This is a genomic window from Citrobacter amalonaticus, assembly GCF_001559075.2.
Taxonomy (GTDB): domain Bacteria; phylum Pseudomonadota; class Gammaproteobacteria; order Enterobacterales; family Enterobacteriaceae; genus Citrobacter_A; species Citrobacter_A amalonaticus_F.
This window is the reverse complement of sequence record NZ_CP014015.2, coordinates 4,026,032-4,038,098: the sequence shown is the minus strand read 5'-3', so window position 1 is coordinate 4,038,098 and position 12,067 is coordinate 4,026,032. Positions and strand designations below refer to the sequence as shown.

Genomic DNA, 12,067 nt, shown 5'->3' with positions numbered 1-12,067 from the left:
CGTTCAGCTACCACGTTCGAGAATTAAAACAGAAATCACGATAACGGCGGCGATGGCGAAAAAGGATGAACTAATAATGAGCGTTTCAATAAACATCTGATCGTTCATGGCTACACCTCAAAATGAGAGAAACCGGTTCATCTGTTATTGATAGTCCGCAATAATGGCAATTTGATGACAAAATAAAAAATTGCCTGTTTTTTCGCCGTCAGGCATTTGCCCGAAAATAGCCGCCAGATTCTAAAAAAGTCTGTTCTGCGTGGCATTTGGGCGTAGAGTAAACAGGCTTAACTTTTTTTTGGCAAGGAAACCACGATGTTTGATGTCACTCTGCTGATCCTGCTCGGACTGGCAGCTCTGGGCTTTGTCAGCCATAACACCACTGTCGCCGTTTCAATTCTGGTGCTGATTATTGTCCGCGTTACCCCGCTCAATACCTTTTTCCCATGGATTGAAAAACAGGGGCTGACCATCGGGATTATTATCCTGACAATCGGCGTCATGGCGCCTATCGCCAGCGGGACGCTGCCGCCTTCCACCTTGATCCACTCTTTCCTTAACTGGAAATCGCTGGTGGCGATTGTGGTTGGCGTGGTGGTCTCATGGCTCGGCGGTCGCGGCGTGACGCTGATGGGCAGCCAGCCACAGCTGGTCGCCGGTTTGCTGGTTGGCACCGTGCTTGGCGTGGCCCTGTTTCGCGGTGTACCCGTCGGTCCGCTTATCGCGGCTGGTCTTGTCTCGCTTATTGTGGGAAGGCAGTAGCCAACCCCGCCAGATAACGGCCTGGCGTCTGTCCCAGGCCTTTTTTGAACATGGTGATAAACGCCGTGGTCGAATCATACCCCAACAGTTGCGCCACCTGCTGCACGTTCTGCCCTCTGACCAGGGCCTGTAAGGCCAGAATAAGCTGAAGCTGATGCCGCCAGCGACGAAAACTGAGCCCTGTCTCTTTCACCACCAGTCGGGCAAGGTTGCGCTCACTCATCGCAAATACGCTGGCCCACTGCCCCAGCGTTTGCCACTGCGCCGGCTCGCGCGCCATGGTGTCAACCATCCGGCGGATCTTCGGATGCGCTGAAACCGGCAACTGCATCTGCTCCTGCGGCTGTTGTGGGAGCTCATCAAATAACACCTGCGTCAGGCGCTGCGTTTGCGGCGCTGTCCGCTGAGCATCACTCCGCGTCGCCAGCGAGAGGATCAGCTCCCGACAAAGCGGAGACATTTTTAACGTACAGCAACGTCCCGGCAGAGTGACCGCATCCGGTTCGATGAAGAGAAAGCAGAGCTCCGCGCCTGCCGTCACGTGGTTGCTGTGAGGAACGCCGCCGGGGATCCAGACCGCGTACTGCGGCGGCACCATCCACATCGCGCACTCAACATCACAGGTGATGGCCCCGTGCAGTGCCATAATCAGTTGCCCTTTACGATGCTGGTGCTGTGCGCTAAACAGCTCGTCAGGGCGAGCGCGAATACGAAACGCCACGGCGGCATCGTGGTGCAGATCGGGGTCATATCCGTCGAGTCGCAGGCTGTACATCATTTTGTCCGAATTTAGCGATAAACTGTCATTTTAGCTTGATTCGCAACACAGTTAAACGCGGTAAGGTACGGCCTCACCTGTTGATATGAGAGAACAATGACTTCTTCACCACCACGCGGCAACCACGGTGCCCTGCTGATTGCCGGTATCCTGATGATTGCCACCACGCTGCGCGTGACGTTTACCGGTGCCGCCCCTTTGCTGGAGGCGATTCGCACGGACTATGGTCTCACGACCGCCCAGACGGGGTTATTAACCACTCTGCCACTGCTGGCGTTTGCGCTGGTTTCTCCGCTTGCCGCCGGCATTGCCCGCCGTATTGGCATGGAACGCAGCCTCTTCGCAGCAATGCTGCTGATTTGCGCCGGGGTTGCCGTGCGTTCGCTGCCCGATGCCGCTTTGCTGTTTCTCGGCACGGCCATCATCGGCTGCGGTATCGCCCTCGGCAACGTGCTGCTGCCAGGGCTTATCAAACGCGATTTTTCTCAACACGTCGCCAGACTGACCGGTGCTTATTCCCTGACGATGGGTGCCGCCGCCGCGCTGGGCTCCGCGCTGGTGGTTCCCCTGGCGCTGAGCGGGTTTGGCTGGCGCGGTGCGCTGCTGCTGTTGATGGTGTTCCCGCTACTGGCGTTGCTGATCTGGCTGCCGCAGTGGCGTAACGCCGCCCACGCGAACGTAACCACCTCGCGCACCCTGCATGCTCGCGGCATCTGGCGTTCACCGCTGGCCTGGCAGGTGACATTATTTCTTGGAATTAACTCGCTGATCTATTACGTCATTATCGGCTGGCTGCCAGCAATCTTAATCAGCCACGGCTATAGCGAGGCACAGGCCGGTTCGCTGCATGGTTTACTCCAGTTAGCGACCGCCTCACCCGGTTTACTCATTCCGCTGGTGCTGCACCGTTTTCACGATCAGCGCTGTATCGCCGCGCTGGTGTCGTTGATGTGCGCAGTGGGTGCCGCTGGCTTCTGGTTTATGCCGGATCAGGCGGTGCTATGGACGCTGCTGTTTGGATTCGGCTCCGGTGCAACGATGATTCTGGGGCTGACCTTTATCGGCCTGCGCGCCAGTTCTGCACATCAGGCGGCGGCGCTTTCCGGCATGGCGCAATCCGTCGGTTATCTCTTAGCTGCTTGCGGGCCGCCGCTGATGGGCAGGATCCATGACGCCCAGGGAAACTGGCAGATCCCGCTGCTGGCCGTTGCGGCTCTGGCGATAGTGATGGCGATATTTGGCCTCTACGCGGGGCGTAATAAAGAGATTACCGCCTGAGAGTGATGACAAACCTCATCACAACACTGGACAAGCGAAGATCACCTAATTAAAAACAAGGAAAATCAATTGATTGATTTTCGGCTGATAGCCACAAAGAAGGAAAAACCACGTTTTTTCCTTCTTTGTCAGCAGTCTGAGGGCAGACGAGATGTCTGCCCTGCTGATTAGCCTCGCGCAGCGCGCAGCAACGCCTGCGCCAGGGGAACCGGTTTCCCCGCAAGAGCGCCGCGTTCGGGCTGGAAAAGCGTGGCGACAAAGAACGGATGCGTAACCAATTCCACCGCCCGAATATCCCCGTTATCATCCCAGCCGGTCACCCGCAGATCACCGCTGTCCAGTTCAGCCGCAAACGCCTGTGCAATGCCGTAGTTACACTGATAACCCTCCGAAATCACCGGCTGACCATAGGCTTTAGCAATCAGCGTATTGGGCCGCAGTTCAACATCGTCGGTTTTTTCCACCAGCGAACAGGCGAGTGGCGCAATAACCATCCGGCCCGTCGTGTCAGTTTCCGCATGGGCGGCATCTGACCAGCCCAGCACATTACGCGCATACTCAAGGATGGCATGTTGAAAACCGCCGCAGGTTCCCAGGAAAGGAACGCTGTTTTCGCGGGCATAACGGATGGCCGTCAGCGCGCCTTCGGTATTTTTATAGGGACTGCCAGGCACCACCCAGATGGCGTCATAGCCCACCAGATCTTCTGCGCTGGTGATTTCAGTGCTGGACAGCCAGTCGTAATCCGCCAGCAGTTCCAGAACCGCTGCAGCGTCGTCGATAGCCAGAGGAATCGCCTGATGCGCTGTGATGCCAGCGTTGTAATCACCCACCAGCGCAATCCGCAGCGTATCTTTTACAGGGGATATTTCCATGGAGAATTCCTTACGTCAGAACAATTGGGGACAACATAAGGAACCTCAGCCTACCGATCTTTTACTGCCATCACAATCCCTTAATTTAGGGATGAACGCGTGCGAAGTGATATAGTGATCGGGAGCAGTTTTTCTGCCGGACGAGGCAAATGCGATGAAAAGTAAGGTTTTGGTGAGCGCTTGCCTGATGGGGCTGCAGGTGCGTTATAACGGCAGCGAGAAAGCCCAGCCCACCGCGCTGCTGGCGCGTTTGCAGGCAGAACAGCGCCTGGTGGTTCACTGCCCGGAATTAGCCGCAGGATTACCGACCCCACGCCCACCGGCTGAGATTGTTCGGGCCGATGGCAGCGACGTCATGCAGGGCCAGGCGTCCATTGTGGAAAAGAGCGGTCATGATGTCACCGGGCATTATCAGCTTGCCGCCTGGCTGGCGTTGCGCACAGCACAGGAGGCCGGCTGTGACATTGCGCTACTCACCGACGGCAGCCCAACCTGCGGCAGTCAGTTTATCTACGACGGCAGCTTCAGCGGACAGCGTCATCCCGGGATGGGGGTTGCCGCCGCGCTGTTGCGCCAGCACGGAATCACGGTTTTTTCCGACCAACAGCTCGATGAGTTTTGCGCCTGGATTGAGGAGAGTGACAAGCATGAATATTCAGTGTAAACGCGTCTACGACCCGGCAGAAGACAGCGATGGCTACCGGGTGCTGGTTGATCGGCTGTGGCCACGCGGGATCAAAAAAGCAGATCTCGTGCTCAATGAGTGGGTCAAGGAGCTCACCCCTTCAACAGAACTGCGCAAAGCCTTTCACGCGGAAACGATCGATTTTCAGCATTTTACTGAGCAATACCGCGCGGAACTTGCCACGCAGAAAAAGGAAGGCGAACGACTGGCGCAGATTGCCCGCCAGCAGACACTGACGCTGCTGTACGCCGCCAAAAACAGCGAACAGAATCACGCCCTTGTGCTGGCAGACTGGCTACGCGAGTTGTGATTCGTGGGTAACTGTTGATTCAGGCTGAATATCCGGCAGCAGGGGCATCAAGTGTTCCGCTCTGACCCAGGCAAAACCCCGCTGCCCGTTTGCCGACACCACCTCCCCCGTCACCAGCCAGAGCGCACGCGACGTCTCTTTCGGCAGCATCGTGGTAAATCCATTAACGGGATTAATAAACACCTCACCCGGCTGGCAGAGATGAAACAATTCCACCGTTTTGCCGATATTGCCGCGTCCGGCAGATGTTTTCGCACCAATAATCAGCGCCAGGGTGCCCGGTTTTAGCTGTAACATACTTCTCTCGTTGCGCTCTTGCGACTCTGGTTAAGATAATTCTGAGAAATGATAGCCTGTCGAAAGCGTACTTGTCACGCCCTAGCGACTCGCAGAATAAGCGAAAAGCGTGAGGATAAAACCCCTTTTGTCACCCATTAACCCCTGTTATCCTTGCAGCTCTTTGCATAATTCAGACAGGTGATCGCATGAGACTGGGCATACTGTTTCCCGTCGTCATTTTCATTACGGCCGTGGTTTTTTTGGCCTGGTTTTTTATCGGTGGCTATGCCGCACCGGGGGCGTAAATCATGAAAAAAACGACGCTGATTATGATTGTCGTCGCGATAGTCGTGGTGCTGGGTACCGAACTGGGCTGGTGGTAACGCCAGGCCTGAAATGACAAAGGCCACCCTCAGGTCGCCTTTTGTCAGTCAATTAATGCGGCTTAGCTTTTGATTTTTCTGTAGATAAACAGTACGACGATAGCACCAATAACCGCCACTACAAAGCTGCCGAAATTAAAGCCATCGACTTTCCCAAAACCAAGCAGGGTACTGATCCAGCCCCCCACTACGGCACCGACGATCCCCAGGATGATCGTCATAAAGAATCCACCACCATCCTTACCAGGCATAATCCACTTCGCCAGAATACCTGCAATCAGACCAAAAATAATCCATGAAATAATGCCCATTTTTTCCTCGCTTATCGATTTTGCGTTAGCGGTTTATTCGCCGTTAAAAAGGATAGCACACTGTCAGGAAATTGAAATTTGTGATGAACATCACTTAATTTAGCTTTCTGATTTCTCCCACAAAAGATGGGGTTGCAAGTTTAGATGATAAAGATTATCTTTCTCATTACTGAATAGTTGAGTAAATAACTCAGGTATTCAGTACGACATTGCTCACATTGCTTCCAGTATTTCTTGCCCGCCTCTGTGCGGGCTTTTTTTTGACGTCCGTTCGTCATTTATGTCGAATCCGCTGTCATTTTTCCTGCTGCTTGTGCCTCGTTCCGCGTCAGCGCTGGCTTTGCCACTCTGGCACGTATTGTGCTTATCCCCTGCGTCATGACGACAACCCGAAGCTTCAGCGGCTCCGCTCAGGCTTCGTCACAATTCGCGCTATTTCAGCTTTTAACAGGTCTGTTATTGATGAAAAAAATCACCAGTGTCTGTCCCTACTGTGGGGCCGGGTGCAAGCTCAAGCTTGTTGTTGAAAATAACAAAATCATCCGTGCTGAAGCGGCTGAGGGTGTTACTAACCAGAACCAACTTTGTCTGAAAGGGTACTATGGTTGGGATTTCCTTAACGATACCCGCCTTCTGACTCCCCGCCTCACCCGCCCATTGATCCGCTACCAGAAAGGCGGCAAATTTACCCCGGTCAGCTGGGAAGAAGCGATTCGCTATACCGCCCGACGGTTACTGGAAATTCGCGACAGCGCGGGTCCCCGCGCCATTATGACAACCGGTTCCTCTCGTGGTACTGGCAACGAAACCAACTATGTGATGCAGAAATTCGCCCGCGCGGTTCTCAACACCAACAACGTGGACTGCTGCGCCCGCGTGTGCCACGGGCCTTCGGTCGCTGGCCTCCAGGAAACGCTGGGCAATGGCGCAATGAGTAATTCCATCAGCGACATCGAAAACTCAAAATGCCTGCTGATCTTCGGTTACAACTGCGCAGATTCTCACCCGATTGTGGCGCGCCGGGTGATCAAGGCGCGGCAGAATGGCGCGAAGATAATCGTCTGCGATCCCCGTCGTATTGAAACCGCTCGCATTGCTGACCAGCATTTGCAACTGAATAACGGTTGCAACATGGCGCTGGTGAACGCCTTTGGTTACGTCCTCATTGACGAACAGCTTTACGACAAGGAGTACGTGAACAAGCACACGCAGGGGCTGGATGCCTACTGGCAGACGGTAAAAGACTATGCGCCGGAAGCGGTCGAGCATTTGACTGGCGTTCCGGCGTTGCAGGTTCGTCAGGCGATGCGAACCTTTGCCGCCGCCCCTTCCGCGACAGTGATGTGGGGAATGGGCGTGACGCAGTTCGGTCAGGCCGTGGACGTGGTGCGCGGATTATCGAGCCTTGCCCTGCTGACCGGTAACCTGGGCCGTCCACACGTCGGAGTCGGCCCGGTTCGCGGGCAAAACAACGTCCAGGGTGCCTGCGATATGGGCGTATTACCGAATCTCTTTCCGGGATATCAGGACGTCACCGATGCGGCCGTCAGAGAGAAGTTCGCCAGAGCCTGGGGCATTGATGCCAGCCGGATGGATGACAAGGTCGGCACGCGCATTACCGAAGTCCCGCATCTGGCGCTGGAAGGTAAAATCAAAGCCTACTACATCATGGGAGAAGACCCGCTGCAAACGGAAGCCGATCTGAGGCTGGTGCGTGACGGTTTCGCGGCGCTGGATTTTGTCGTGGTGCAGGATATCTTTATGACCAAAACCGCCGAGATGGCGGACGTCATTTTACCTGCCACCTCCTGGGGTGAGCACGGCGGCGTATTCACCTGCGCCGATCGCGGCTTCCAGCGTTTCGAAAAGGCCATCGACCCCACTGGCGACGTGAAGCGAGACTGGGAAATTATCAGCCTGCTCGCCAGTGAAATGGGCTATCCCATGCACTATGAAAACAATCAACAGATCTGGGATGAGATGCGTGAACTGTGTCCGCTGTTCTACGGCGTCACCTGGGAAAAGATGGGCGACATGGGGCATATCCAGTGGCCCTGCCCCGACCTCGACCATCCCGGTACGCCCTATCTGTATGAAAACAGCCGCTTCGACACGCCAGACGGTAAAGGCAAGCTGTTTGCCGCACCGTGGCGCGCACCTGCGGAAGTGCCTGACGAGGCCTATCCGCTGATTCTGTGTACGGTACGCGAAGTCGGTCACTACTCCTGTCGTTCCATGACCGGCAACTGTGCCGCCCTGCAGGCGCTTGCCGATGAGCCTGGCTATGTGCAGATCAGCACGCAGGATGCGCAAAAAGCAGGAATTCGCCATCGCGACCTGGTGTGGGTCAGTTCACGTCGGGGAAAAGTGATCAGTCGGGCGGATGTCTCCGGGCGCATCAACCACGGGGCGGTGTACATGACCTATCAATGGTGGATTGGCGCGTGTAATGAACTCACGCAGGATAATCTCGATCCGATCTCAAAGACGCCGGAAACCAAGTATTGCGCGGTTAAAATAGAGAAGATCGACGATCAGTCGTGGGCTGAACGCTATGCCGCGCAGACCTACAGTGACATGAAAACGCGCCTTTGCGAGGCGATTGGCTAGCGGAACGGACGTAATAACGGGAGCCAGATGGCTCCCGTTATTGTTTAACCCAGATACTGGATTACATGTTTTCGATGATCGCGTCACCAAACTCTGAACATTTCAGCAGTTTAGCGCCTTCCATCAGACGCTCGAAGTCATAGGTCACGGTCTTCGCGGCAATCGCGCCTTCCATACCTTTAACAATCAGGTCTGCGGCTTCGAACCACTGCATGTGGCGCAGCATCATCTCAGCGGAGAGGATGATAGAGCCCGGGTTCACTTTGTCCTGTCCGGCGTATTTCGGCGCCGTACCGTGCGTTGCTTCGAACAGCGCGCACTCATCACCGATGTTAGCGCCAGGGGCGATACCAATACCGCCTACCTGCGCCGCCAGGGCGTCAGAAATGTAGTCACCGTTCAGGTTCATACAGGCAATCACGTCGTATTCCGCCGGACGCAGCAGGATCTGTTGCAGGAACGCATCGGCGATCACGTCTTTCACCACGATCTCTTTGCCGGTGTTCGGGTTCTTGATTTTCATCCACGGGCCGCCATCGATCAGCTCAGCGCCGAATTCTTCACGCGCTAACTGGTAACCCCAGTCTTTAAACGCGCCTTCGGTGAACTTCATGATGTTGCCTTTGTGAACCAGGGTCAGAGAGTCACGGTCGTTAGTGATCGCATATTCGATCGCCGCGCGAACCAGACGCTTGGTCCCTTCTTCAGAGCACGGTTTGATACCGATACCGCAGTGTTCAGGGAAGCGAATTTTCTTCACGCCCATCTCTTCACGCAGGAATTTGATCACTTTTTCTGCATCTGCAGAGTCCGCTTTCCACTCGATACCGGCGTAGATGTCTTCTGAGTTTTCACGGAAGATCACCATGTCGGTCAGTTCCGGATGTTTAACCGGGCTTGGGGTGCCCTGATAGTAACGAACAGGACGCAGGCAGACGTACAGGTCAAGTTCCTGACGCAGCGCAACGTTCAGAGAGCGAATACCGCCACCGACTGGGGTAGTCAGCGGGCCTTTAATCGCCACGCGGTAGTCACGAATCAGATCCAGGGTTTCTGTCGGCAGCCAGACGTCCTGACCGTATACCTGGGTAGATTTCTCACCGGTGTAAATTTCCATCCAGGAGATTTTACGCTCGCCTTTATAGGCTTTCTCGACAGCGGCATCGACCACTTTCAGCATGGCAGGGGTTACGTCAACACCGATACCGTCGCCTTCGATAAACGGGATAATCGGATTCTCAGGAACGTTGAGTTTGCCGTTTTGCAGGGTGATCTTCTTACCTTCCGCCGGAACAACTACTTTGCTTTCCATTCACCTCTCCTTCGAGCGCTTCTGGTTTGCTCGTCTGTCATCGCGCTGCATGTGCCTTTGCGTCCTGCTGCACGACTGCGTTAGAGCAATTTTTTGTTAATGTTTTGTAATGAGCATGTCAATACTACCCTAATGTTCGCTGCCATGAAAGACACTCGTTATTAGGCTATAATGCGGCAATTGATAAGATCTGAAAATACCATGCAAAAAACTTCTTTTAGAAATCACCGGGTTGAGCGATTCAGCCAACGACAAGTCACTAAGCCCCGGAAAGAAAACCAGCCAAAACGCGTGGTTTTGTTCAATAAACCTTACGATGTTTTGCCACAATTTACCGACGAGGCCGGACGCCGCACGTTAAAAGATTTTATTCCTGTGCAGGGCGTGTATGCCGCAGGTCGTCTCGACAGAGACAGCGAAGGGTTACTGGTGCTCACCAATGACGGCGCATTGCAGGCGCGTCTGACACAACCCGGCAAGCGTACCGGGAAAATTTACTATGTACAGGTGGAAGGCGAACCGACAGCGGAGGCGCTGGAAGCGTTGCGCAATGGCGTGACGCTGAACGATGGCCCCACCCTGCCCGCCGGTATTGAGCTGGTCGCGGAGCCTGAGTGGCTGTGGCCGCGCAATCCGCCCATTCGCGAGCGAAAAAACATCCCCACCCGTTGGCTGAAAGTGACCTTATATGAAGGCCGTAACCGCCAGGTGCGACGAATGACCGCGCACGTTGGCTTCCCCACGCTGCGCCTGATCCGCTACGCGATGGGTGATTACAGCCTGGAAAACCTGGCCAACGGTGAATGGCAGGATGTCACTGATCAAAAGAAAGGATAAATCATGTTCAAACCGCACGTCACGGTCGCCTGCATCGTCCATGCAGAGGACAAGTTTTTAATCGTTGAAGAGACTATCAACGGCAAAGCGCTGTGGAATCAGCCCGCCGGGCATCTGGAAGCCGATGAGACGCTGGTGCAGGCCGCCACGCGCGAGCTGTGGGAAGAGACCGGCATCGAGGCTCAGCCTCAGCACTTCATTCGCATGCATCAATGGATTGCGCCGGACAATACGCCTTTTTTGCGTTTCCTGTTTTCTATTGAACTTGCCAATATGTGCGACACCGAACCCCATGACAGCGATATCGACTGCTGCCGGTGGGTAAGTGCCGACACCATCCTTACTGCCCCAAACCTGCGTTCTCCGCTGGTTGCCGAAAGTATTCGTTGCTATCAAAATGGCGTGCGTTACCCGCTGGAGATGATCGGCGAATTTAACTGGCCGTTTACAGAGGGTGTCAACTAAAAGGGGTGCGTGATAGAATACGCCGCCTTGAAGTTCAATGTCGTGAGTATTCCAATGTCAGAAAGCCCAAAAAAAGTGATCGTCGGCATGTCCGGCGGTGTCGATTCCTCCGTTTCCGCCTGGCTGTTGCAACAACAGGGTTATCAGGTAGAAGGCCTGTTCATGAAGAACTGGGAAGAGGACGACGGTGAGGAATATTGCACAGCGGCAGCCGATCTGGCCGACGCGCAGGCCGTCTGCGACAAGCTCGGCATTGAACTGCACACCGTAAACTTTGCGGCTGAATACTGGGATAACGTCTTTGAACTGTTCCTTGAAGAGTACAAAGCGGGCCGTACGCCGAATCCGGATATTCTGTGCAATAAAGAGATCAAATTTAAAGCCTTCCTGGAGTTCGCCGCAGAAGATCTGGGCGCAAACTACATCGCCACTGGACATTACGTCCGTCGGGCGGACGTCGACGGCAAAAGCCGACTGCTGCGCGGGTTAGATGGCAACAAAGACCAGAGCTACTTCCTCTACACGCTGGGCCATGAGCAGATCGCACAAAGTCTGTTCCCGGTCGGCGAGCTGGAAAAACCGCAGGTGCGCAAAATTGCCGAAGACCTGGGGCTGGTCACCGCGAAGAAAAAAGATTCTACCGGCATTTGCTTCATTGGCGAACGTAAGTTCCGCGAGTTTCTGGGCCGTTATTTGCCAGCGCAACCGGGTAAAATCATTACCGTGGATGGCGAAGAGATTGGCCAGCATCAGGGGCTGATGTACCACACGCTGGGTCAGCGTAAAGGTCTGGGCATCGGCGGTACCAAAGAAGGAACGGAGGATCCGTGGTACGTGGTGGATAAAGACGTTGAGAACAACGTTCTGGTGGTCGCTCAGGGTCATGAACATCCGCGGCTGATGTCCGTCGGCCTGATTGCGCAGCAACTGCACTGGGTTGATCGCCTGCCGTTCACCGGCACGATGCGTTGCACAGTGAAAACCCGCTACCGCCAGACGGATATTCCGTGCACCGTCAAAGCGCTGGACGCCGAACGCGTTGAAGTGATGTTTGACGAGCCGGTTGCCGCCGTCACTCCGGGCCAGTCAGCGGTCTTTTACAGCGGCGAAGTATGCCTCGGCGGCGGTATTATCGAGCAGCGACTGCCCCTGCCGGTATAATTATTCTTAACAGACTGATAC

At 54.9% G+C, this 12,067-nt stretch carries 16 protein-coding genes; 10 read left to right on the top strand and 6 right to left on the bottom strand.

Features of this window, described 5'->3' with window-relative positions; all coding sequences use genetic code 11:
• Nucleotides 1-3: 3 nt before the first annotated feature.
• Nucleotides 4-108 (bottom strand): small membrane protein YoaI, encoded by a 105-nt coding sequence (gene yoaI / locus AL479_RS19590; RefSeq protein ID WP_086512617.1) that lies wholly within the window; start codon nucleotides 106-108, stop codon nucleotides 4-6.
• A 207-nt stretch (nucleotides 109-315) separates the two neighbouring features.
• On the opposite strand from yoaI, the gene AL479_RS19585 reads away from it, so the two are divergent.
• Complete coding sequence (locus AL479_RS19585) at nucleotides 316-762, top strand: DUF441 domain-containing protein (protein WP_043000929.1); 447 nt, start codon at nucleotides 316-318, stop codon at nucleotides 760-762.
• Here AL479_RS19585 and AL479_RS19580 read toward each other — a convergent pair.
• Nucleotides 743-1,537: an AraC family transcriptional regulator gene (locus AL479_RS19580; protein ID WP_061078021.1), complete on the bottom strand. Its 795-nt coding sequence runs from the start codon at nucleotides 1,535-1,537 to the stop codon at nucleotides 743-745. The genes AL479_RS19585 and AL479_RS19580 overlap by 20 nt on opposite strands.
• Nucleotides 1,538-1,636: 99 nt before the next feature.
• Here AL479_RS19580 and AL479_RS19575 point away from each other — a divergent pair, with 99 nt between their 5' ends.
• Nucleotides 1,637-2,818 carry a CynX/NimT family MFS transporter gene (locus AL479_RS19575; protein WP_061077281.1) on the top strand — a complete coding sequence of 394 codons (1,182 nt, stop codon included), beginning with the start codon at nucleotides 1,637-1,639 and terminating at the stop codon, nucleotides 2,816-2,818.
• A gap of 167 nt (nucleotides 2,819-2,985) precedes the next feature.
• On the opposite strand, the gene AL479_RS19570 is transcribed toward AL479_RS19575, so the two are convergent.
• A complete protein-coding gene (locus AL479_RS19570) occupies nucleotides 2,986-3,693 on the bottom strand; it encodes a CTP synthase (RefSeq protein WP_061077280.1) in 708 nt (235 codons plus the stop codon).
• Between the two features lie 154 nt (nucleotides 3,694-3,847).
• Here AL479_RS19570 and AL479_RS19565 point away from each other — a divergent pair, with 154 nt between their 5' ends.
• The gene (locus tag AL479_RS19565) at nucleotides 3,848-4,357 is read left to right on the top strand and encodes a DUF523 domain-containing protein (protein ID WP_061077279.1); all 510 of its coding nucleotides are present in this window, start codon (nucleotides 3,848-3,850) and stop codon (nucleotides 4,355-4,357) included.
• A complete protein-coding gene (locus AL479_RS19560; RefSeq protein ID WP_061077278.1) occupies nucleotides 4,341-4,688 on the top strand; it encodes a DUF488 domain-containing protein in 348 nt (115 codons plus the stop codon). Before AL479_RS19565 ends, AL479_RS19560 begins: the two co-directional genes overlap by 17 nt.
• On the opposite strand, the gene AL479_RS19555 is transcribed toward AL479_RS19560, so the two are convergent.
• A complete protein-coding gene (locus AL479_RS19555; RefSeq protein ID WP_061077277.1) occupies nucleotides 4,674-4,985 on the bottom strand; it encodes a hypothetical protein in 312 nt (103 codons plus the stop codon). The two genes, AL479_RS19560 and AL479_RS19555, sit on opposite strands and share 15 nt — an antisense overlap.
• Before the next feature lie 188 nt (nucleotides 4,986-5,173).
• Here AL479_RS19555 and AL479_RS19550 point away from each other — a divergent pair, with 188 nt between their 5' ends.
• Together AL479_RS19550 and yoaJ are read left to right on the top strand one after the other, a co-directional pair.
• Entirely contained in the window at nucleotides 5,174-5,272 is a 99-nt protein-coding gene (locus AL479_RS19550) for a YoaK family small membrane protein (RefSeq protein ID WP_042287604.1), read from the top strand.
• A gap of 3 nt (nucleotides 5,273-5,275) precedes the next feature.
• Complete coding sequence (gene yoaJ / locus AL479_RS19545; RefSeq protein ID WP_086513017.1) at nucleotides 5,276-5,350, top strand: protein YoaJ; 75 nt, start codon at nucleotides 5,276-5,278, stop codon at nucleotides 5,348-5,350.
• A gap of 62 nt (nucleotides 5,351-5,412) precedes the next feature.
• Here the strand turns inward: yoaJ and AL479_RS19540 are convergent, their stop codons facing one another.
• Nucleotides 5,413-5,661 (bottom strand): GlsB/YeaQ/YmgE family stress response membrane protein, encoded by a 249-nt coding sequence (locus tag AL479_RS19540; protein WP_061077275.1) that lies wholly within the window; start codon nucleotides 5,659-5,661, stop codon nucleotides 5,413-5,415.
• A gap of 462 nt (nucleotides 5,662-6,123) precedes the next feature.
• Here AL479_RS19540 and fdhF point away from each other — a divergent pair, with 462 nt between their 5' ends.
• Nucleotides 6,124-8,271 (top strand): formate dehydrogenase subunit alpha, encoded by a 2,148-nt coding sequence (gene fdhF / locus AL479_RS19535; protein ID WP_061077274.1) that lies wholly within the window; start codon nucleotides 6,124-6,126, stop codon nucleotides 8,269-8,271.
• 61 nt (nucleotides 8,272-8,332) lie between these two features.
• Here fdhF and icd read toward each other — a convergent pair whose 3' ends face one another.
• Nucleotides 8,333-9,583: an NADP-dependent isocitrate dehydrogenase gene (gene icd / locus AL479_RS19530; protein ID WP_061077273.1), complete on the bottom strand. Its 1,251-nt coding sequence runs from the start codon at nucleotides 9,581-9,583 to the stop codon at nucleotides 8,333-8,335.
• Nucleotides 9,584-9,754: 171 nt separating this feature from the next.
• Between icd and rluE the strand changes: the two genes are divergently transcribed.
• The 3 genes from rluE to mnmA are packed head-to-tail and all read left to right on the top strand — an operon-like array spanning nucleotide 9,755 to nucleotide 12,046.
• Complete coding sequence (gene rluE, locus AL479_RS19525; RefSeq protein WP_081093685.1) at nucleotides 9,755-10,420, top strand: 23S rRNA pseudouridine(2457) synthase RluE; 666 nt, start codon at nucleotides 9,755-9,757, stop codon at nucleotides 10,418-10,420.
• Nucleotides 10,421-10,423: 3 nt separating this feature from the next.
• Nucleotides 10,424-10,885, top strand: coding sequence for an NUDIX hydrolase (locus AL479_RS19520; protein WP_061077271.1), 462 nt, complete (start codon nucleotides 10,424-10,426; stop codon nucleotides 10,883-10,885).
• Between the two features lie 54 nt (nucleotides 10,886-10,939).
• The gene (mnmA, locus tag AL479_RS19515) at nucleotides 10,940-12,046 is read left to right on the top strand and encodes a tRNA 2-thiouridine(34) synthase MnmA (RefSeq protein WP_061077270.1); all 1,107 of its coding nucleotides are present in this window, start codon (nucleotides 10,940-10,942) and stop codon (nucleotides 12,044-12,046) included.
• Nucleotides 12,047-12,067: the final 21 nt, after the last annotated feature.

Excerpts from the sequence above, each read along its gene's own strand:
- yoaI (WP_086512617.1), bottom strand. The coding sequence starts at position 108 with ATGAACGATCAGATGTTTATTGAAACGCTCATTATTAGTTCATCCTTT.
- AL479_RS19585 (WP_043000929.1), top strand. The coding sequence starts at position 316 with ATGTTTGATGTCACTCTGCTGATCCTGCTCGGACTGGCAGCTCTGGGC.
- AL479_RS19580 (WP_061078021.1), bottom strand. The coding sequence starts at position 1,537 with ATGTACAGCCTGCGACTCGACGGATATGACCCCGATCTGCACCACGAT.
- AL479_RS19575 (WP_061077281.1), top strand. The coding sequence starts at position 1,637 with ATGACTTCTTCACCACCACGCGGCAACCACGGTGCCCTGCTGATTGCC.
- AL479_RS19570 (WP_061077280.1), bottom strand. The coding sequence starts at position 3,693 with ATGGAAATATCCCCTGTAAAAGATACGCTGCGGATTGCGCTGGTGGGT.
- AL479_RS19565 (WP_061077279.1), top strand. The coding sequence starts at position 3,848 with ATGAAAAGTAAGGTTTTGGTGAGCGCTTGCCTGATGGGGCTGCAGGTG.
- AL479_RS19560 (WP_061077278.1), top strand. The coding sequence starts at position 4,341 with ATGAATATTCAGTGTAAACGCGTCTACGACCCGGCAGAAGACAGCGAT.
- AL479_RS19555 (WP_061077277.1), bottom strand. The coding sequence starts at position 4,985 with ATGTTACAGCTAAAACCGGGCACCCTGGCGCTGATTATTGGTGCGAAA.
- AL479_RS19550 (WP_042287604.1), top strand. The coding sequence starts at position 5,174 with ATGAGACTGGGCATACTGTTTCCCGTCGTCATTTTCATTACGGCCGTG.
- AL479_RS19540 (WP_061077275.1), bottom strand. The coding sequence starts at position 5,661 with ATGGGCATTATTTCATGGATTATTTTTGGTCTGATTGCAGGTATTCTG.
- fdhF (WP_061077274.1), top strand. The coding sequence starts at position 6,124 with ATGAAAAAAATCACCAGTGTCTGTCCCTACTGTGGGGCCGGGTGCAAG.
- icd (WP_061077273.1), bottom strand. The coding sequence starts at position 9,583 with ATGGAAAGCAAAGTAGTTGTTCCGGCGGAAGGTAAGAAGATCACCCTG.
- rluE (WP_081093685.1), top strand. The coding sequence starts at position 9,755 with ATGCGGCAATTGATAAGATCTGAAAATACCATGCAAAAAACTTCTTTT.
- AL479_RS19520 (WP_061077271.1), top strand. The coding sequence starts at position 10,424 with ATGTTCAAACCGCACGTCACGGTCGCCTGCATCGTCCATGCAGAGGAC.
- mnmA (WP_061077270.1), top strand. The coding sequence starts at position 10,940 with ATGTCAGAAAGCCCAAAAAAAGTGATCGTCGGCATGTCCGGCGGTGTC.